This window comes from Colwellia sp. MT41 (assembly GCF_001444365.1).
Classification (GTDB): domain Bacteria; phylum Pseudomonadota; class Gammaproteobacteria; order Enterobacterales; family Alteromonadaceae; genus Colwellia; species Colwellia marinimaniae.
This window is the reverse complement of sequence record NZ_CP013145.1, coordinates 3221649-3242275: the sequence shown is the minus strand read 5'-3', so window position 1 is coordinate 3242275 and position 20627 is coordinate 3221649. Positions and strand designations below refer to the sequence as shown.

Genomic DNA, 20627 nt, shown 5'->3' with positions numbered 1-20627 from the left:
ATTAATTTGGCACGTTAACGGCAATAAACTCTTCAAGCTCTGTTAATAGTTCAGTAAAATTGTCCTTTAGTTTAATCGAGAGTACGTCAATATCACCACAGTTATTTTCCTTAACATCTAGCTCAATCTCAAGGGCGCATTGGGCCAGCTTTGTCGCTTCAAGATTAGCACTAGAGCCTTTTATTTTATGAGCGATAGCTGCAATTGATTTTATCTCTCTTGCGCTAATCGCTTGGCTTAACTTATCTATTTCATCAGGCATATCTTGACAATACATAGCCACTATACGCTCAGCTAAAGGCTGATTTTCCCCGACCCTTTTATAGAACCCGGCTTTACCCCAAACATTATTGCTTATACTTTCATCCACTGCTTTTATTGCCTTATTTTTGTTGGTAATATTTTGCTCTGTTCTTCTGGGTATGACTGCTTCAAGCTGCGCTAAGGGCATATTTAGTGCTTTTAGTAGACTTTTTTCTAGGGCAATAATATCGACTGGCTTAGTTAAGTAGTCATTCATACCGGCAGCAAGGCACTTTTCTCGGTCGCCACTCATGGCGTTTGCCGTCATAGCAATAATATATATATCTTTATAATCATGTTGGGATTTTCTGATAGTTTTAGTGGCGGTATAACCGTCCATTACCGGCATCTGACAATCCATGAGTACTACATCAAAATAGCCTTTTTCTAAGCACAATAGCGCCTTTTCACCATTATTGGCTATCTCAACTTGAGCGCCTAAATTTGTTAATAGAGTCTTGGCAACAACTTGGTTGATGGCGTTATCTTCTACTAATAATATACGCGTAGATTTAGGCAAAGGTTTCATCGTTATCGGCTTACTGATATTTTTTATTGGTAGAGTCAGTTGCTGACTTGTGGCTTTATCGTCATTTAACACCTGTACTAGCGCTTTTGCTAAATCTGCCGTGATAACAGGTTTAGGCAGACTGAAATTAAAGCCTATATTAGCAAAATATTGTCCATCTCCGGGTCTCGCTAGGGAAGTAAGCATTATAAGTTTTAACTGTGCTAACTGTTTATCGGCTCTTATTTGTTGACCTAGTTGCGCGCCATTCATGTCAGGCATCTGCATATCTAAAATGGCAATGTCAAAACTTTTATGGCCATCATTGCTTAAGTCTGCAGCCAAACATGATAGCGCAGCTTTAGCACTGTCTGCTTGACTCACCTTAGCTCCCCATAATTTTAGTTGGCCATCTAATACTTCTCTATTGGTTTTATTATCATCAACAATTAATATTCGATAAGCTGATAAGTCTACTTGTGGCAATTCGGCTTTAATATAGTCGCAAGCCTCTAATAACAAAGTAAAACTAAAAGTACTGCCTTGGCCTGGTGTACTCGTTACTGTGATGTCGCCCTTCATTAGTTGGCATAATTTTTTAACTATGGCTAAGCCCAAACCTGTGCCACCGTATTGGCGCGTCGTTGAACTATCTTCTTGAGTGAAACGTTCAAACATAGAATCTAATTTATGCTGCGCTATACCTATGCCGGTATCGCTCACTGAGCAGCTAAACTGTAGATTTTTTTCATCAATCATGGCTATATTAGTACTAATAACCACTTCACCTTGAGCGGTAAATTTAATGGCATTATTAATTAGATTGCTCAGAATTTGTCTGATCCTATGTGGATCGCCTCTGGTTACCACATGTTTTAATTGCGAGACGTCAACGATAAGCTCTAAACCTTTCTGATGAGCTATATGTGCCATAGTTGCACTAAGGTTGGTAACTAGCTCAGCTAAAGGTATTTCTACCGACTCAATAACTAACTTATCTGCTTCAATTTTTGAAAAATCAAGAATGTCGTTAATTATATTTAACAATGAACTGGCACTAACCGTGGCAAGGTGAGCATGATGATTTTGTTCATGGGTCAGTTCACTTTGCTTTAATAAACTCAGCATACCAATAACACCATTGAGCGGGGTGCGAATTTCATGACTCATAGTCGCCATAAAATCTGCTTTAACTTGATTACTGCTAACTAACTCTTTTGCCTTATGCTCTAACTGCTCAATAGCTAAGCTCATTTCCTCATTGGCAAAATTGACTTGCTCTTGCTTGTTCATCATTTCTATATTTGAGTCGGCCAGTTTTTTTGCATCTTTTTTAATACGACTAAAAAAGATGAACAGCACCAAGGTAATAAGAGCCATCATGGCAAACAAAACGATAAAGGTGGCTTGCAGTGACGATTGTGCGGTAAATTGGGCTTTATCAAGGGGTAAAATTACTTCCATTACGCCACGAACATCACCTATCTGCCAGTCATTTTTCGGTGTTTGAGCATGATTGTTATGGCAATCAATACAACCTTCGCGCATAACATCGGCAATGGCATAACGTATTGACATCTGGCCATCGACCTCCTCAAATCTAAAGAAAGCTTGCTCTGGATTTTTGGTTAAACTATCCCAAGCTTGTTGCGAGAAGTCTTGGTTAAATATGGTTTTATTTTCTTGCTCTCGCCAAGGAAAAGGGTAGCGACTATATAAAAAAGTTTGAGCGCCAGACTGGAACTTACCTATTTCTTTGCCTAAGGCCATGCTTAATGTCGCCGGCAAAGGAATGGCATTTTTAATGTTCTTGTAGTCGTGGCTGATGGTAATATTTTGTTTTATTGCGATGTTCACCACCTCATTAGTATAAAGGGTGCGAAAGGCGGATAAAGCTTCTAAGTAACGCTGTGCATTTAATTGCGAGGTATGGTTGGTCAATGATTTTGTTGTGCTTGCTATAAACAAATAGGCGCTGACTATGCCGGTAACCATGAGTAATACCGATATTTGCAGGGAAAAGCGAATAATGAATTCACCTATTTTAAAGCGAAGAGTCGTCGGGTTTCCTTGCAAGTTATCTCTCATTTCACCTAAGTTCATTTAAAATTTTCAGTACCGATGAATAAATCATGCCTTATGTATAGCTTATTATTACTTTTATCTCACGCTATTTTTTAATCCTCTCGCTAGGCGTTTGTTGCTCATTGATTCTTAGTCATCGTTTCGTTATTTTTCAAAAAAAAAGTGATTAAGTTCTATTGCTAATTGAAGGGCACATGTTTTTCCGTCTCGTCCAGCAAGGCGTTGATGCCAACGTCGGTGTTGAACACATCGAACACCAGCTCCATGATAAAAGGTGGTCATTAATACTGCTGGCTTATTCATATATAGACTCATCAGTAAGGTGCTACTTGGTCTACAACAATTCTACGAGAAGAGATAAAATGCAAATACAATTAAAAAAATATTTCATGTAAGTATAGTTGCTGGTGGATTAGCGTTGGCTGGTTGTGGTGGCGACATTAATGTTACGCCGACAGTAAATGACAATAGTATTGATAACAGTACCAATAATTCTGGTAACACCACGAATATACTGCGCGGTTTAAATGCAAATGCTTTTAGTTTGTGCTCTTTAGTTTGTACTATATGATGGACTTGTTAATATAATCCTCATCGGATTTACTTACCCTTCTAAAAACAAAAACAAAAACAAAAACAAAAACAAAAAAAACAGGTACTAGATAATGAATTTTTTTATAAAAACACTGTTCACCTTGATGCTTTGTCTGCCAGTGATAAGCTTTGCTAGTATTTTTGATAGGGGAGAGCGAGTAACAATAAACTCTATCGTGTTAGGCGAACAGCGTGAATTACAAATATTACTACCGGAAAATTATCGTAGTGATTTAAAAAATACTTATCCAGTTATCTACTTGCTCGATGGTGACTATAACTTTCATGGTGTTTCCGGCATGTTGGATCTTTTGGCGAATAAGGGTCAGCTTATTCCTAAAGTTATTCTGGTCGGCTTGGCTGATCAAGGTACTGAAAAATACCGACAGTATATGACCCCCAATAACTCTACTTCGCCGGTAAAAAATAATAAGGGTGCAGCAAAAGAGTTTTTGGCTTTTTTAAACGACGAAGTACAACCTTATATCAATAAAAATTACCGCACGGCTAAGCATTCAACCCTAGTTGGTCATTCAATCGGAGGTTTATTTGTGCTCAACACCTTACTCGAAGCGCCAGATTCATTTAATAACTATGTCGCTATTAGTCCAGGAGTCTGGGTATCGGATAGTGCCATCGTTGACAAAGCAAAAGAGAAATTAGGAAAAACTGAGCATCAAAATATAGCCTTATATTTATCGCTAGCAGATGAGATGGAAATGGGGCAATATGCCTTTATTAATCAACTAGACTCGAAGCCGTTAAATAATTTGCAGTGGAGTTTCAAGCATTACCCGGATGAAAATCATATCTCGGTTGGTTTAATTGCACTACGTGATAGTTTAAAAGCCATATTCAAAGCTTGGTATATTCCAGAAAGCATTTTAGAGAAAAATGAGCCAGAGCAAACGGTTAAACATTACCAAGATATTCAAAAACTATTTGCGATGCAGCAGCCAATTCCAGCAGCAGTGGTTCATCTATTGATCCGTCAGCACTATAGACAGAAAAATGCCGATGCCCTACCTCAGTTTATTGCTGACACGATTAAAAGTTCTCCCGCATCGAAACAGGTATTGATAACCAAACAAGCCTCTTTTGTTAGCTATTATGACTCACCTGAAAGCGCGCTTGCTTTGTTAAAAGCCAATGAGGCGGAGTTCGTCAATAATATTGATTACTTAATGGCAATCGCCGATCTTTATCAGCAATTAAAAGATAAAGCAGCAGCTCAACAGTATTATCAAAAAGCAATGCAACTAGCTAAAAAACAAAAGGTTAATCAATGGCAGTTAAATATTATTCAAGCCAAGCTGGTTTGATTAAAAATAAGACATTTATGCTTCGTTGTTATACCCTTTAGCCAATAGTTTTTGTCCATAAAATCGGGGGAGCCCTTTACTACCAAGTCGCTGACATCCATAAATCCGCTGAGCTACTTGAAAATAAAAGTGTTATTTTTGCACGTAAACCGCAGTTGGCCGGCAAAATGCCAGATCCCATATCAAAAAAGGCTGACTGTACTATGTGTGGCAGAATGAAGATTGAGAGTAAACACAGTAAAATTATTAGCGATTTCTTCGGCTGTAAATTTAGTGTGCCAGCAAACAATAATCTCAGCCCAGGCCAAAACGTAGCAACGCTCATTAGTAATGATGCCAACAAAGGGGAAAATCACGACTCAAATGAACAGATAAGTTATCAGCAACTTGATGCCAATTGGGGCATGCAGCCAAGTTGGTCAAAGCGATTACTTATTAATGCGCAAAGTGAAACTGTGCTAACTAAAAATACCTTTAAAGTCGCGATTAAAACACATCGATGTTTAATCCCTTGCTCTGGTTGGTATGAGTGGCGCACTGAAGGAGGTAAGAAGCAAAAGTATCTTTTTAGCCATGTTAATGAAGAGCCATTTTTAATGGCGGGTATTTGGTACCTCAATAATAGTGAAAATCAAAGTAACAGCCAAGGTGACAAACAAGGGAATAGTCCCGAAGCAAAGAGACAATTGCTGACACTGACAACGGCACCTAATGCCAAGTGTGCTGACTATCACCAACGCATGCCGGTAATTATATTACCCCAGTATCGCGACTTTTGGTTTCAAGCACCTGCAGAACAACTAGTACCATTATTTCAAGCCATCGATGAAAACTATATCAAAGTTACTAAGGCTTAATCGTATATTTTATAATTCTTTAGCGCAATTGAGCATGCAGCAACAAAACTATAAAGTGGCACTGGTCTACTTAAACAAGTGGCGTGACGCACGCTCTCAACCGCTAAAGGCTCCAAAAGAATTAACCGGTACTCAAGAAATGTTACTTGCGCAAGTGTTTTACCAAGACAACGATTTTGTTAATAGCTGAAAACATATTGCTCAGGCGATAAATTTAGTTGAGGCGAAGAATAAATTACCGAAAGAAAATTGGCTTACTTTACAACGCGCGTCGTCTTACCAGTTAAAACAACCTGAGCAAGTATGTTGAGCGAGAGCAGAAAAATCATCAGGTACAACTAGCCATGCTTAATTAGGTTTAATGTCTAGCTACTTTGTGATTAACAATATAAAAGCGCTTAAGGCGCTTTTTATTTGCCACTTAAGCCATAACTCGGTCATTTACACCTATTCATGAGATCTAAGAACGATTTGACTGCTTTTTATAGGTAGTAACAGTATTAACTTGCGCGCTAATGCGGTAACGTCAGCATCTTAAATTAAAGCAAGGTCAGGTTATGGAACAAGTTATAGAAATGGATGAATCAATTAATATTTTTGGTGAAGCGCTAGAAGACTGTAGTGGTGATCCGGTAACCGGTTTTTTTCGCGATAATAAATGCAATACCTGTGCACAAGATGTCGGCTCTCATACGGTTTGTATCGAAGCAAGTCAGTCATTTCTTGAGTTTTCACGCTTTAAAGGTAATGACTTATCAACGCCAGTACCAGAAGCTGACTTTAAAGGTATTAAAGCTGGCGATACTTGGTGTCTGTGTGCAGCACGTTGGTTAGAAGCCCATCAAAATGATAGAGCACCACGGGTATATTTACGAAAAACGCATATCAAAGCACTGGAAATAGTGCCTATTGAATTATTAAAAAAATATGCCTTGGATTTAAGTTAATACAACATAAATCGAGCACCTAGCAAGGTCAGCCTAGAAAAAAACACTCTTTGAAGAGAATAAATGAATGAATCAATTTTACCCAGAAATATCGCCATTTAATGACTTCTTACTTGATGTCGATGGTCAACATCAAATTTATGTTGAGCAATGTGGTAATCCACAAGGTCAGCCAGTGCTCTTTATTCATGGCGGACCCGGTGGCGGCTGTTCAACCAATGACAGACGTTTTTTCGATCCTGAGCAGTATCATATAATTTTATTTGACCAACGTGGTTGTGGTCGTTCATTACCTCACGGCTGTTTGGATAATAATGAAACTGATTTTTTAGTGGCTGATATAGAAAAAATTCGTCAGCACTTACAAATTAAACAATGGCATGTATTTGGCGGTTCTTGGGGCTCAACTTTATCCTTAGTTTATGCACAAGCTCATCCGGTCAGTGTTAAAAGCTTAGTGCTACGTGGTGTTTTCTTAGCTCGCGATGTCGATACTAATTGGACCTTCTCAGGGGGCGGTGCCACGCGTATCTTCCCTGATTATTGGCAGGAGTATTTAGCTGTTTTACCGCAAGGTAAAGCGCAAGCGAATGTTAAAGCGGCATACAAAATGTTAGTGGGCGAAGATAAAGTACTGGCGCAAAAAATTGCCACTGCTTGGAGTATATGGGAAATTCGTTGTTGTACTTTAAAACCAGATCAAGCCTTTGTTGATGCAGCAACCGGTGATAAACATGCTTGGACACTCGCTCGGCATGAGGCGCATTACATGGTGAATGATTGCTTCTTGAGTGACAATCAAATCTTAGCGAACTGCGATAAAATACAAGATATTCCAACGGCTATAGTCCATGGTAGGTATGATATTGTTTGTCCTGTTGATAATGCCTGGTTATTGCACCAAAAGTTACCTAAATCAACCTTGGTTATTAGTGAGGCTTCAGGCCATGCTTCAGTTGAACCTAATACTAAGCATCATCTTATTGCCGCTACCCAGGCAATGTTATCGCTATAAAGTTATCCGTTTAAAGTGATCACGGTAAAATAGCCATAGTGGCAACAACAGCAGGTTTTTTACTTGTGTTGCCATCACTATCTCGCTACTTGGGTGAAAGTAACGTAAAATACTGGCATTGATTTATTTACACCTATGCTCGTGTTATAAACGCGGGTAATTGTAGCCATAGACTTAAGGCCAACCATGAAAAAAACATTTGAATTAACCCACCCGAAAGTAAAGCTTGAAAGACGTGTTGATGCGGTAAAGAACGAGGTTAAAAAATACCTCAAAAGAGAACGCAATAAAACCTTACCAGCCGGCGCTGATTATTGGGACTTTGATTGCCAATTTGGTAATACCAAAGAAGAAGCAGAGCCAGTGCAATTGTCAGACATTAATAAACGCATTGATCAAACTCAAGTTGACGGTTTAACGTCATTTTATATTGAGATCATAGCAAAAGAAGGTATTAGAACCTTCACCCCGAGAGACGAAGCTGATATTGATCTTGATGACGAATAGTTAGTCGTATAATATTCATTGATAAAACCGAGCCATGTGCTCGGTTTTTTTATGTCTAAAATTTCTCTGCAGTATGGTTCACTAACTAAAAGTATTTGCTAATCTGTAAACTAGCCTGAAGATTAATCGTAAAAATCACCTGACTTATAGGCGGGTGCTATTTTTTTCTGTTCTACTGTATAGCAATGACAGCGTTGTCATTGCTTATTTTCAATGTTATGGTGATTGGCTAGCTAATTTTTTTACCTTTACTCAGAGAAAACAATAAAAAATATAGAGTAAAAACGTAAATTAAGACTAAAGCCGTATAGGCAGAGTGAATTAAAAATTCTAGCATGTTAGTTATCCAATTATCTTCAGCGGTAGAATGCCTGAAAATTTAATTACTGGAAATAGAGAAAATAATACGTTAAAACTAGCTGCAACTAATTAGCTTCAAATAAAGTTATAAATAATAGCCAAAGAATATTGAACCTTGCTATAAATAAAAAATATAAAGCACTAATATAAGAAAATTATAAGAAAAAAATTAATAAAACATTTCAAGTTAATCACCTCAAGTTAAGTCCGAAGGAAGAGAGAATGAAAGAATTAAAATTACGTTATCCAGTATCTGATAAAGCTAAAGCGCATACGCATATTGACGCCGCTAAATATGATGCCATGTACAAAAAATCAATTGAGCAGCCTGATGAATTTTGGGCTGAGCAAGCGAAAGAGTTTATTGATTGGTATCAACCATGGGACAGCGTAAGTAAAGTCGATTTAAAAAATTCTGAAATTAGCTGGTTCTCGGGCGCTAAACTAAACGTCAGCTACAACTGTATCGATCGCCATTTAGCGACTAAAGCCAATGATACCGCCATCATTTTTGAAGGTGATGATCCTAATGATGATGCAAAAATTACTTATCAAGAATTACACGACCATGTCTGCCGTTTAGCTAACTTATTAAAAGAGCGCGGCGTTAAAAAAGGTGACCGTGTTTGTATTTACATGCCGATGATCCCTGAAGTGGGTTATGCCATGTTAGCCTGTGCGCGTATTGGCGCCATTCATTCCGTTGTTTTTGGTGGTTTCTCTACCGAATCCATTAAAGCCCGTGTCCTTGATGCCGATTGTAAAGTTATTATCACTGCCGATGAAAGCCTTCGTGGTGGCAAGCGCATTCCATTGAAAGCCAATGTTGATGCCGCGGTTAAAGATTGCCCTAACGTACACTCAGTGATTGTTGTTGCCCGTACTGGCGGCGACATTGCTTGGAATGAAAAAATTGATATTAACTACGCAGAAGCCGTGGCGAAATTGCCAGCCATATGTGAACCAGAAATTATGGATGCGGAAGATCCATTATTTATTCTTTATACCTCAGGTTCAACCGGTACACCAAAAGGTGTAGTACATACTTGTGGTGGTTACATTCTTTATGCAGCCATGACCCATAAATATGTTTTCGATTACCAAGAAGGCGAAATTTATTGGTGTACCGCCGATGCAGGTTGGATCACGGGTCACTCATATATCTTCTATGGCCCGTTAGCTAATGGTGCAACTACCTTAGTCTTTGAAGGTGTGCCAACCTATCCTGATGCGGGTCGTTTCTGGCAAGTATGTGAAAAACATAAAGTGAATATATTTTACACCGCGCCAACCGCTATTCGCGCACTAATGAGTGTTGGTGATGACTTAGTTAATCAAGCTGATTTATCGTCATTACGTTTATTAGGTACAGTTGGCGAGCCAATTAACCCTGAAGCATGGCATTGGTATTATGAAATTGTTGGTAAGAGCAACTGCCCCGTTGTGGATACGTGGTGGCAAACCGAAACTGGCGGCATCATGCTCACTTCATTGCCAGGTGCTGTTGATATGAAACCAGGTTGTGCGGGTAAGCCATTCTTTGGCGTACAGCCAGCGTTATTTGATAAAGAGGGCAATACCCTAGAAGGTGAAAACGCAGGTTTATTAGTGATGACGGCAAGTTGGCCGGGACAATTACGTACCGTTTACGGCGATCATAAGCGTTTTTATCAAACCTATTTAAGCCAATATCCAGGTAACTACTTTACTGGTGATGGCGCGAAACGTGATGAAGATGGTTTTTATTGGATCACCGGCCGTGTTGATGATGTCTTAAACGTATCAGGTCATAGACTAGGTACTGCTGAAATTGAAAGTGCGCTAGTACTTCATCCTGCAGTTGCTGAAGCTGCGGTTGTTGGTTACCCACATGAAATTAAAGGCCAGGGCGTATATTGTTACGTGACTTTAATGGGTAATGCGACTGAGTCTGACGAATTAAAGGTAGAGCTACGTGAATTTGTTGCTAAAGAATTAGGCCGTTTTGCTAAGCCTGATTATGTGCAATGGGCACCGGGTTTACCTAAAACTCGTTCAGGTAAAATTATGCGTCGTATCTTGCGTAAGATTGCTGAAAACGATGTGGATAGCTTAGGAGATACTTCAACCTTGGCAGATCCAAGTGTTGTTGAAAACTTAATCGCTAAGCGTATTATTCACGGTGGCTAATGGCTAATGGCTAATGGCTAATACCTAGTAAATAAGTAAAAAGCGCCGCAAGGCGTTTTTTTTAACTCTGCCACCCATAATAACTACAAGTAATAATGTCAGGCTAAGCATGGTATTTTTGGTTTGATAAAAGGATCATTTAGAAAGCGAATGGCTTGTCGTAATTTTTTAACTCTGCCACCCATAATAACTACAAGTAATAATGTCAGGCTAAGCATGGTATTTTTGGTTTGATAAAAGACCCATTTATAAAGTAAATGGCTTGTCGTTAGTCGTGTATTATTGATATTTTTCAAATCATTGAATTTTAGCTAAGGTAAACCTGCCACGTTCAGGTAACATAAAATTCATGGCTGATTGATGAAGGGCGTTAAGCGCTATTCAAGTTTTTTGACTCTGCCACCCATAATAACTACAAGTAATAATGTCAGGCTAATCATGGTATTTTTGGTTTGATAAAAGACCCATTTATAAAGTAAATGGCTTGTCGTTAGTCGTGTATTACTGATATTTTTTAAGTTATTGAATTTTAGCTAAGGTAAACCTGCCACGTTCAGGTAACATAAAATTCATGGCTGATTGATGAAGGGCGTTAAGCGCTACTCAAGCAGGCCTTAGCATTGGCTATACCATGAGTGCGTTGCAGGCCAACATGTTCACTGAATTCACATAAGTGCTCAGCTGTGCCGACGGCGCCTGTGAAGATACTTTCAAAATTCGTGGTGAGTTTTAGCCAACTTTCTTCATTGATGTGTAATCTTACAAGAATGTTTGCCGTTTTATGGTTAATTGCACCACGTTTATCAGCGCGAATGATACGGCCTGTTTCATCAACGAGAGATAAGTAGTCTTTTAAGTTGAAGCGAATGCCGGTTGGCTTTTCTTGCTGTTCATTGCCAGTAAAAGATAATAACGACGAAGGTTGTTGACCTTTTATCGCTGCTTTTATACGTAATTGAATACTGGTGAAAGCAGACTGCTCTGGTGTAGGCGCGATACCAGCGCGCACTGGGTTTAAATCAACATAAGCCATGCAAGACAATAGGGCACCTTCATCAAGCAGAGCTTGAGATTTAAAGCGTCCCTCCCAAAAATGTCCAGTGCATTGGTCTTCTCGGTTGGCTTGCCGGGCTATTGGCTCGTTCAATGAACGCATAAACCAGCTAATACTCATTAAACGCTGTTTGTAAATATCAGCAGTGCTTTCAACCATAGCCAGTTGAAACTTATCAAGGGCCTGTTTATTGGTATATTTTTGAGTAAGCAATGTACCCTTAAATAACTGATGCCAACGTTCAAGTACCTCCGCCATTGACCATTTTTTTACTTGCTCTACATCAACATGTAAAACGAGATGTAAGTGGTTATGCATCACAGCATGAGCACATATATCGATAGCAAACACTGTAGACAATTGAAATATCCGCTTTTCAATCCATGTACGCCTATGTTCAAAACTAATACCTGTTTCTTTATCGACGCCACACAAAAAGGCCTTTCGTACCGTGCGACTACAAATATGATAATACGGAGTATCTAATAAACTGATTTGTTGTGAACGAGGCTTAGGCATAACAATCACCAAACTTAATAAGGTAAATTAAGCTTAGTTTATTGAGGTGAATAAGCATAAGTTATTATGGGTGGCTTAATAAGAAGGCCACAAAACCTGATGTGAGTCATTCCTGGATTGTGTAAGTTGGGAAGCCATTGCTTATTCATTATTTATTACGCTTATCACTACGGTGATTTTTTTTGTTACCACTCCTTAGCTATTTCTCTTGCGTGTATACAATATACATATATAGTGTTTGTCATCTCAATAATTATAATTTCCCATTTATAAGGTTAAGCATGAACTTAAAGCCAACGTTACTATCATTGGTTATTACCAGTGCCATTTTATCCGGCTGTAATGCCACTATTGATAAACACGTGACTAAGTTACCAGCAACTTCTACAGAGTTAACAACAGCACAAGGCTCTTTAATACCAGTGGCAAGTGTGATCCCACATCCATCAGATATGAGTGTGGACGTTACGGCAAGTGGTCGAGTATCAACGTTAAATAGCATAGAGGTAGTTAAGGTTGGTAAAAACATTCCTTATACCTATAGCTCAGGTCGGGTAAATAATACCCCAGGTTTTGACTGGTACGTCAGTAAACATTTTGCCCTAAAAAGTAACAGGCCAGAAGCTCAAGTACTCTTGTATATGGAATTACTGGAAAGTTCTTTTCCACATTACATCGAACTTTTCGGCATGACACCGCCAGATATGGAAAATAAACGCATGGCAGCCGTTTATGGTTCAAGTAAAAAAGAAACTAAAATATTTGTAACTGACGATAATTTTACCCGAGGCATTAGTGCGGGTGGCGAAGCGATGTTTTATAACCTAGTTGGTTATAGTTTTCCTAGTGCGCGTGAGCAACATCAACGATATATTGTCGTACATGAGCAAGGTCATGTTTTTCAAATGTCGTTAATGGACTATCCAGGTTGGTTACCCACTTGGTTTACCGAAGGCACTGCTGATGCCTTAGCACATCATTATTATGATCCAGAGAAAAAACAGTTAAAAGTGATGGTGTTTGATCGAGCATCACCCATGGACTATGTCCGTCTTGGTTTAAAACAATATGAAGCCTTAAATAGTCCAAGTATTGAGGACATGACTAATAACCCGAGTTTGTATCGTGGTATAAACTTTCTCATTGTGCATTTTATGTTAGACCATCCAGACCGATCACATAAATTTAAAGCGTATCGCGATGAAATGGCGGCAATGCGTCAATCGGATTATGGTAGTGGTAAAGCGTTATCTCATCAGTTGATGATGGATATTTTTGGCGATTGGGACAAGGTAGAAGACCAGTTTGTCGAATATGTTGCCAGCATTGATAAAACATTTAATACCGCTGCTGGGCCTTGGGAACAAGATGGTAATAAGTTATGGGTACGGGTATTAAATAATAGCTACGAACATGGCTCTCCTCGTATGGATGTTCGCTTAAAACCGGGTGAAAAACCTGTCTATAAATCATTTAAATTTGACCAGCCTTTAGCCGAAATGTCGTCATTAATCATTAAACCTGAACGCGGCATTGATAATCCTACCGTTGCGTTAGCGATAGATTATCAGGCTGATCATTTGCATCGTGGCCATGTCGGCATTGGTTTAGGTTTAAAGATCAGTGATGAAAATCAGCAGAGATTAACAGCGGATAAAAAAGTAGGCACATTTAAGCAAAAATCCTATAAGCCTGATGAAGATGAATTGCTGCAAATAAAAATCGTTAAAGGTAATACTATTGTGGTCAATGCGAGCTCATTGGGCGGAGACGATATTCGATACTCTATACCACCGCAGATGGTTGCTAATTTAGAGGCACAATTGCAACCTAAATTAGGGCTTTCGGTTACCATTAATGCTGACCATTTATCTATTTTACTTAAATCGAAAGCTAGCGAATATAAGGTGAATTTTTCCATATCAAATGAGGTGCGCGCTAAGTTACTTGATAGGCATATGGCAATACTGGCTGAAAATGCCGAACATAGACTGACGGCCTTTTTCGATGATGGCAGAGACCTCAACCCAGTGCCTAGAGATTTAACCACTAATCTCGAAGTTAACCCGTGGGCAAACCCTGCGGATCGTGCTATCAGTCGTTTATTTAGAGCGATGTGGCGCTTAGGTGACAAGGTTCCCAATGAGTTATCAGTCATGTATGAATATATGCTTGTTGCCACACCAAAAGACCGTAAAATTCAATTAGCTTCTTTAGCTAAATTGAATGCTGCTAGTACTAGCTTAGTTGCGGCCATTGTTAATTCAGGCGCCACCAAAGACAAGATTAATCATGCGTTAAAAGAGCTTTCTGGTTTGCACCTGCGCTTAGAGTGGCGTCAAGAAAAGGCCAATGGTGAGCAAGTTGTTTCTGCAGTATTGCGTAACCAAGGCGCTTCAGTCGCTAAGGTGAACATAGTGCTAAACCAACAAGGCAATAACAGCTTTACTAAAGAGCTATTGCTAGCAAGTGGCGATAAAACCAGGCAAGACTTAACTACCACGTTAGCGACTCGCACCAGCAAAAAGGCGATAACGGCTAAGGCAAGCGTGGAGTGGCAGGGGCAGTTAATTGTGCTAACGGTAACTCAAGGTGCACGGGTATATCCTTGGTCATCCATGGCAATTGTTGAAGAGGCAAAAGTCATTGGCAATGAAGTGTTTATTACCAGTGAATTTAGAGGGCCACATGCAGGAGAAACTAAAGGTAAAATAATGGTACAAGCGTACCCTTCAGATATTTTTGAAAACTCATATTATGAAGAAGAAATTACCATAGCACCCTACGAAATTCAGCAGTTTAGCCATAAGTTCACCCTAAAATCAGGTGTTAAAAGCAAGCCTAATGCGGTAGATGTTACTTTTGAATTGGTCATTGACGGTGAACCCGTGTTGATCAGTGAAAGATCTGAGATTAAATAAAATAAGCAGCTAACTAACCTTGCTCTAGCATCACGAGGGGGAGGTTAGTTATTATAAATGAGGTAGAGCTTTATTTTGCTCTTCCTCTTCCTCTTCCTCTTCCTATTTGTTTTGGCTGCATTCGTCTTGCTGTTAATGCTGCCAGTTCAGCCTTCAATTTCCTCTTTGAACTGTTCACTAGCTACTGCCTCACTATGAATATTATCGTGTCTATCAGTTAATTTATTGCCCTAATTTAATTTACTCTAAGGCCATTTATTCCTGAGCCAAGTTATTCTCACTTATTACTATTTAACACTATACATAAGTCAAAAAGAGTGTAATTATATCAATACAAATCGCGTAATTAAATCTTTACGATTTCTTGTTTTTGTTTTTGGTTGAGCTGTACCGCTATTCTTCTGCCTTGAATTTCACATGTTTAATCTGTTTATTTAGCTAGCGTACACACTTCAATGCTCCACCTTGTGGTGGAAAATAAATAAATCAAGGAAAAATAATGACCACAGCCAGCAAATTATCAGCAGTACCAACAAGCTCAAATGACATTCATGTTAATGCTGAGCATGTATTAATTACGCCCGAAGCTTTACGTGCGGAATTACCACTTTCTGAAGCCGGTCGTGACTTTGTACAACAATCGCGTAAAACTATTTCAGCTATCATTCACAAGCGTGATCCTCGTTTATTGGTGATTTCAGGTCCATGCTCTGTTCATGATGTTGAAGCCGCTAAAGATTATGCTCGTCAGCTAAAAGCGCTGCAGAATAAACACCAAGGTTCTTTATTTGTGGTTATGCGTGTTTATTTTGAAAAGCCACGTACCACAGTGGGTTGGAAAGGTCTAATTAACGACCCACATATGGATGGCTCGTTTGATGTTGAAAATGGCCTGCGCAAAGCCCGTGAATTGATTCTTTACTTAACAGAGCTTGGTTTACCCTTGGCAACCGAAGCGCTTGACCCTATTAGCCCACAATACTTGGCTGAAGTGTTTAGCTGGTCAGCGATTGGTGCTCGTACTACCGAGTCACAGACTCACAGAGAAATGGCCAGTGGTTTATCCATGCCAATTGGTTTTAAAAATGGCACTAATGGTAGTTTAGATGTGGCAGTAAATGCATTGCAATCAGCCGCTTCGCCCCATCACTTTATGGGCATAAACCGTCAAGGACAAGTTGCCTTGATTCAAACCCGAGGTAACCCGGATGGTCATATTATTTTACGGGGTGGTGCAGCGCCTAACTATGATGCAAAAAGCATTGCCGAGTGTGAGCAAGTATTAGCTAAACAAGGTATTGATGCCGGTATCATTGTTGATTGTAGCCATGGTAATTCGAATAAAGATTACACCCGTCAGCCATTAGTTGCCCTAGATGTGGTTGAGCAAATTTGTACGGGTAATAAATCGATTATTGGTATAATGTTAGAAAGTAATATTAATGCTGGTAAGCAAAGCAGCGATTTAGCCAAAGAAGATTTAGCTTACGGTGTCTCGGTTACCGATGCCTGCATTAACTTTGCTGAAACCGAGCAATTATTAGCCGATATCGATGCACGTCTATCGGCTTGTTTAACCGCGCGCATTGCCTAACGGTTTTTTGCCTACCGGTTCTTTAACTAAGGTATGTAGCTAAGGTATTAAACGCGACATTAGTCGCGTTTTCTATTTTAATTTTGAGCCATAGTATTAAAGAAAAATACTTTAATACTATGGCTTTAGATAAGATGCTTTAGAGAAAATGTTTTATAGAAGAGAGAGCAATGACGAATTCAGATCCCGACTTTGATAAAAAGTTAACCAGCTTACGTGATGAAATTGATGAAATTGATAGTGATTTAGTTGAGCTATTACAAAGGCGACTTAGCGTTACCAGTAAAGTAGGGCAATTAAAAAGTAGTGTTGGTAAACCTATTTATGACCCAGTACGTGAAGCGAGTTTATTTGCTAAAAGACGTTTACAAGCCAGTGAAGCTGGGCTATCTCCTGACTTAATTGAAGATGTGTTACGTCGTTTAATGCGTGACTCTTATGTCAGCCAAGATGCCAGTGGTTATCGCTGTGTAAACCCTGAGTGTAAAAAGATTGTTGTGGTTGGCGGTAAAGGACAGTTAGGTGCTATTTTTGTTGACCTGTTTCAGCGCTCTGATTACCAAGTTGAGATTATTGAGCAAAACGATTGGCCCAACAGTGCGGCTATTTTAGCTGATGCCAGCGTGGTCATTGTCGCTGTGCCTATTCGTCTAACCACCATGGTTATTCATCACCTTAATAACTTGCCAAAAGATTGTATCCTGGCCGACTTAACCAGTATTAAAGAGTCACCTATAGTTGAAATGAAAAAGGCACACTCAGGTCCTGTGGTAGGTTTACATCCGATGTTTGGTCCTGATGTTACAGGTTTAATTAAACAAACCATTATTAGTTGTCAAGGCCGCTACCCTGAAAAATATCAGTGGTTACTCGAGCAATTTGAAGTGTGGGGTGCGAAAATTTACCCGGTTGAAGCCCATGAACATGATCAAGCCATGTCTATGGTACAAGTGATGCGACATTTTTCTACCATTGCTTACGGTTATCATTTAATGGCAGAAGATGTGGATATTGAAAAGTTGCTGGCAATGAGCTCGCCTATTTATCGATTAGAGCTGATCATGGTTGGCCGGTTATTTGCCCAAGACCCGAGCCTATATGCTGATATTATCTTTGCTAACAAAGACAATGTTGCCATGATGAAACGTTTTGCTTATCGATTCTTAGAGTTACTTGAAGATGTCAGTCTTGATGATAAAGATGCCTTTGTTGATATGTTCAATCACGTCTCTGATTGGTTTGGTGATTATGCCGGTGACTTTCTCGAAGAAAGTAAATCCATGTTATTAAAAGCCAATGAATTGAAAAAGCATTAAGCTAGCAAGCGGAGTTATTAATACCGATATTATAGTTATCAGCAAACGCTGGGTTTGCTTGCTAATAACCTAGCGAATACCTCTGCCACTTCAGGGAAACATTGCTTAATTTCTTTTATAAGCTATAAAAATTAATGCAATCCTAAAAATGTTAAGCGTTTGGGCTCATTCAATTTAACTATTGAAAGTTTCCTCGTAGCCATAAGAACAGAGTAAATTTATTTATGATGAATTGTTTTAAGCTGTTTTTTTACTGTGCTTTCTTATGCTTGGCTGCTGCAGGTGTTGCGGCGGAAAAAGATGATTTAACCTCCATCGTTATTGTTACTGGCAGTTATCCACCAGCTATCAACGAGGTTGATGAAGATAAAGGTTATGTATCTAGACTCGTTGCCGATGCTTTTGCTTTAGAAGGCATTAAAACAGAGTTTTTATTTGTTCCCTGGGCACGTGGTTTACGTATGATAAGGCTAGGCCATGAAGCTTGCATTATGTATTACGCAAAAACGCCAGACCGATTGAAATCATTCATTTTTAGTGAACCACTTTTTGCAGAAGAGTGGTTGTTTTTCCATTTGAAAAAGACCCCAGTTGAATGGCAAAAGTTAACTGACTTATCTCGATATATCATTGGGGCAACATTGAGCTACACCTACAGTGAGGAGTTTCATCGGTTGGCAGATCAACAAGCATTAAGTGTTCACTGGGTTGCCAGAGATAAGCAAAACTGGCAAATGTTAATGGCCGGCAGAATTGATATATTCCCCAGTGTCAAAACCGGTTGGTATCAATTGCGGCAACTTTATAGTGAAGCCGCAATAAAGCAGGTTACCACCCATCCTAAGCCCTTAAAGTCACAGTTAAACTTTTTACTCTGTTCTAAAGAGCACCCCAATGCCGAGTACTTCAGAGACAAGTTTAACCAAGGTTTTACTAAGTTAAAAAAATTGCGTCCAATTTCTTATTATATTCCAGATAGTAATGGCGAGAAGTGGCCAGTTGAAAGCAATTAATCAATTACATCACTAACCATAAAAGCTATAAGTTTTTTAGCGGTAAATCATATTATTAGCAAGCTAATTAGGTAGATATTATGAAAAATCTAACAATTTTTTTATTGCCCTTATGCTTTTCTCAGGTATGTTTTTCTACTGAAAAAGAAGAGCTGAGCAACAAAGTAAAGCAACTTGAAATAGAAATACAGCAACTAAAAAAGGCAGTAAATGCAGCGGCTAACATTACTGCAGAAAAAAAAACTGCGGGTAACAAAGTAGTTGCAGAAGACGATGCTGGCATTATTTTGGGTGGCGCCGTTCGTTTTCAATATGTATATGAAGATTACAACGATGCCAATACCAACCGAGGAGGCGATCTAGACTTTGATCTATTTCGCCTTGATTTAAATGGTGCAATTGGCGGGGTGATATTATCTGCGCAATATCGCTGGTTTCAATACATGAATGTTATTCATCATGCTTGGCTTGGTTATGATTTTGATAACGAATGGCAAGGACAAATAGGTATAACACGGGTGCCATTTGGCAACTTAAATTATAACTCTCACAATTATTTCTTTAGTAGTAATTACTACGTTGGTTTAGAAGATGACTATGATGCCGGTATCAAATTTATTAGAAAAACGGCTACACATGATTTACGGCTGGCCTTTTTCTTTACCGATGAAATGGGCGGTATAGATGGTTATGTAGACAATCGAACCGATAGGTATTCTTACGATATAGTTGGTGTACGTGCAAGTGACGAGGGCATTTATCAGCAACCTAGCCTAGCAGCTGCTGAGCACAATACCTTAAGTTTACGTTATGCCTATCAGTTAGCTAATGTTGAATTGGGTTTTTCTTGGTTATCAGGAGACATACGAGATGCCACTTCATCGATAGGTGACCGAACGGCCTTTGCCTTACACACTGACGCGCAATTTAATCGTTGGAATATCAAACTGCAATATACCGACTATGAATATAACTTTGATAGCTACTCGCCATTGTTAGCCGTTGGTGCTTATAGTTTTTATGATTCTATTCCCAGTGAAGCAAAGCTTTATAGCGTTAATATAGCCTACTTAAAGCCGGTCGAATTTGGTCCGATTAGCTCATTAAATTTTTATAACAACTATAACTTAATGACTGATAAATCGGCTGATTTTGACAATGACACTATTATGAACGTATTAGGGGTCGCTATCTCAGCGGGCGGACTTTATACCTATGTCGACCTAGTCAGAGCCAAAAATCAACCCTTTATTGGCGGCACCATGGCAGGAGATAGTAAAGTGTGGCAAACGAGGTTTAATATTAACGTTGGTTATTATTTCTAAAGTGTATTTAAGCTAGTTTTAAATGCCTTTAAGAATGTACCGGTACTATTGGCCATGGTCGTTGCCGCAGAAAAAGTCTACTTAAATTTATTTAACATAATATTAGCTTGGCTAAGGTAAGAAAGAAAAGCGCTGAGTTACTTAAGGTAACTCAGCGCTTTTTTCTTTTAACTAGTACTTAGTTTAACAAGTACTTACTTTAATTAGCGCTTAGCTTA

The 20627-nt window shown here is 39.1% G+C and carries 15 protein-coding genes; 12 read left to right on the top strand and 3 right to left on the bottom strand.

The features are described from left to right. Position 1: 1 nt before the first annotated feature. Both CMT41_RS13820 and CMT41_RS19240 read right to left on the bottom strand, forming a co-directional pair. Positions 2–2914 carry a response regulator gene (locus CMT41_RS13820; RefSeq protein WP_058027598.1) on the bottom strand — a complete coding sequence of 971 codons (2913 nt, stop codon included), beginning with the start codon at positions 2912–2914 and terminating at the stop codon, positions 2–4. A 126-nt stretch (positions 2915–3040) separates the two neighbouring features. Beyond that, positions 3041–3199, bottom strand: coding sequence for a hypothetical protein (locus CMT41_RS19240; RefSeq protein ID WP_157466382.1), 159 nt, complete (start codon positions 3197–3199; stop codon positions 3041–3043). Between the two features lie 362 nt (positions 3200–3561). Here CMT41_RS19240 and CMT41_RS13815 point away from each other — a divergent pair, with 362 nt between their 5' ends. From CMT41_RS13815 to acs, 7 genes are all read left to right on the top strand, one after another. Beyond that, positions 3562–4812 (top strand): alpha/beta hydrolase, encoded by a 1251-nt coding sequence (locus CMT41_RS13815; protein ID WP_057181868.1) that lies wholly within the window; start codon positions 3562–3564, stop codon positions 4810–4812. A 167-nt stretch (positions 4813–4979) separates the two neighbouring features. Next, a complete protein-coding gene (locus CMT41_RS13810) occupies positions 4980–5669 on the top strand; it encodes an SOS response-associated peptidase (RefSeq protein WP_232299964.1) in 690 nt (229 codons plus the stop codon). Between the two features lie 34 nt (positions 5670–5703). Further along, positions 5704–5859 (top strand): hypothetical protein, encoded by a 156-nt coding sequence (locus CMT41_RS13805; protein WP_157466381.1) that lies wholly within the window; start codon positions 5704–5706, stop codon positions 5857–5859. Positions 5860–6226: 367 nt separating this feature from the next. Continuing rightward, a complete protein-coding gene (locus tag CMT41_RS13800) occupies positions 6227–6616 on the top strand; it encodes a DUF2237 domain-containing protein (protein ID WP_232299963.1) in 390 nt (129 codons plus the stop codon). A 67-nt stretch (positions 6617–6683) separates the two neighbouring features. Beyond that, positions 6684–7631: a prolyl aminopeptidase gene (gene pip / locus CMT41_RS13795; RefSeq protein WP_058027595.1), complete on the top strand. Its 948-nt coding sequence runs from the start codon at positions 6684–6686 to the stop codon at positions 7629–7631. Between the two features lie 186 nt (positions 7632–7817). Continuing rightward, positions 7818–8138 carry a DUF6172 family protein gene (locus CMT41_RS13790; RefSeq protein ID WP_057181864.1) on the top strand — a complete coding sequence of 107 codons (321 nt, stop codon included), beginning with the start codon at positions 7818–7820 and terminating at the stop codon, positions 8136–8138. A 582-nt stretch (positions 8139–8720) separates the two neighbouring features. Then, positions 8721–10667 (top strand): acetate--CoA ligase, encoded by a 1947-nt coding sequence (gene acs, locus CMT41_RS13785; RefSeq protein ID WP_058027594.1) that lies wholly within the window; start codon positions 8721–8723, stop codon positions 10665–10667. Positions 10668–11259: 592 nt separating this feature from the next. Here acs and CMT41_RS13775 read toward each other — a convergent pair. Beyond that, a complete protein-coding gene (locus tag CMT41_RS13775) occupies positions 11260–12240 on the bottom strand; it encodes a hypothetical protein (RefSeq protein WP_058027592.1) in 981 nt (326 codons plus the stop codon). A 281-nt stretch (positions 12241–12521) separates the two neighbouring features. On the opposite strand from CMT41_RS13775, the gene CMT41_RS13770 reads away from it, so the two are divergent. The 5 genes from CMT41_RS13770 (at position 12522) to CMT41_RS13750 (ending at position 20409) form a co-directional block, all read left to right on the top strand. Continuing rightward, positions 12522–15161, top strand: a complete 2640-nt coding sequence (locus tag CMT41_RS13770; RefSeq protein ID WP_058027591.1) for a hypothetical protein — start codon at positions 12522–12524, stop codon at positions 15159–15161. A gap of 499 nt (positions 15162–15660) precedes the next feature. Beyond that, a complete protein-coding gene (locus tag CMT41_RS13765) occupies positions 15661–16755 on the top strand; it encodes a 3-deoxy-7-phosphoheptulonate synthase (RefSeq protein ID WP_058027590.1) in 1095 nt (364 codons plus the stop codon). Between the two features lie 170 nt (positions 16756–16925). After that, positions 16926–18071, top strand: a complete 1146-nt coding sequence (gene tyrA, locus CMT41_RS13760) for a bifunctional chorismate mutase/prephenate dehydrogenase (protein WP_058027589.1) — start codon at positions 16926–16928, stop codon at positions 18069–18071. 224 nt (positions 18072–18295) lie between these two features. Continuing rightward, positions 18296–19084 (top strand): substrate-binding periplasmic protein, encoded by a 789-nt coding sequence (locus CMT41_RS13755; protein ID WP_083494296.1) that lies wholly within the window; start codon positions 18296–18298, stop codon positions 19082–19084. 80 nt (positions 19085–19164) lie between these two features. Next, positions 19165–20409 carry a hypothetical protein gene (locus tag CMT41_RS13750; protein ID WP_058027587.1) on the top strand — a complete coding sequence of 415 codons (1245 nt, stop codon included), beginning with the start codon at positions 19165–19167 and terminating at the stop codon, positions 20407–20409. Positions 20410–20627 lie beyond the last annotated feature (218 nt).

Coding starts and splice junctions, on each gene's coding strand:
- pip (WP_058027595.1), top strand. CDS start 6,684: ATGAATCAATTTTACCCAGAAATATCGCCATTTAATGACTTCTTACTT.
- CMT41_RS13755 (WP_083494296.1), top strand. CDS start 18,296: ATGATGAATTGTTTTAAGCTGTTTTTTTACTGTGCTTTCTTATGCTTG.
- tyrA (WP_058027589.1), top strand. CDS start 16,926: ATGACGAATTCAGATCCCGACTTTGATAAAAAGTTAACCAGCTTACGT.
- CMT41_RS19240 (WP_157466382.1), bottom strand. CDS start 3,199: ATGAATAAGCCAGCAGTATTAATGACCACCTTTTATCATGGAGCTGGT.
- CMT41_RS13765 (WP_058027590.1), top strand. CDS start 15,661: ATGACCACAGCCAGCAAATTATCAGCAGTACCAACAAGCTCAAATGAC.
- CMT41_RS13805 (WP_157466381.1), top strand. CDS start 5,704: ATGCAGCAACAAAACTATAAAGTGGCACTGGTCTACTTAAACAAGTGG.
- CMT41_RS13770 (WP_058027591.1), top strand. CDS start 12,522: ATGAACTTAAAGCCAACGTTACTATCATTGGTTATTACCAGTGCCATT.
- CMT41_RS13790 (WP_057181864.1), top strand. CDS start 7,818: ATGAAAAAAACATTTGAATTAACCCACCCGAAAGTAAAGCTTGAAAGA.
- CMT41_RS13820 (WP_058027598.1), bottom strand. CDS start 2,914: ATGAACTTAGGTGAAATGAGAGATAACTTGCAAGGAAACCCGACGACT.
- CMT41_RS13750 (WP_058027587.1), top strand. CDS start 19,165: ATGAAAAATCTAACAATTTTTTTATTGCCCTTATGCTTTTCTCAGGTA.
- CMT41_RS13800 (WP_232299963.1), top strand. CDS start 6,227: ATGGAACAAGTTATAGAAATGGATGAATCAATTAATATTTTTGGTGAA.
- CMT41_RS13775 (WP_058027592.1), bottom strand. CDS start 12,240: ATGCCTAAGCCTCGTTCACAACAAATCAGTTTATTAGATACTCCGTAT.
- CMT41_RS13810 (WP_232299964.1), top strand. CDS start 4,980: ATGCCAGATCCCATATCAAAAAAGGCTGACTGTACTATGTGTGGCAGA.
- CMT41_RS13815 (WP_057181868.1), top strand. CDS start 3,562: ATGAATTTTTTTATAAAAACACTGTTCACCTTGATGCTTTGTCTGCCA.
- acs (WP_058027594.1), top strand. CDS start 8,721: ATGAAAGAATTAAAATTACGTTATCCAGTATCTGATAAAGCTAAAGCG.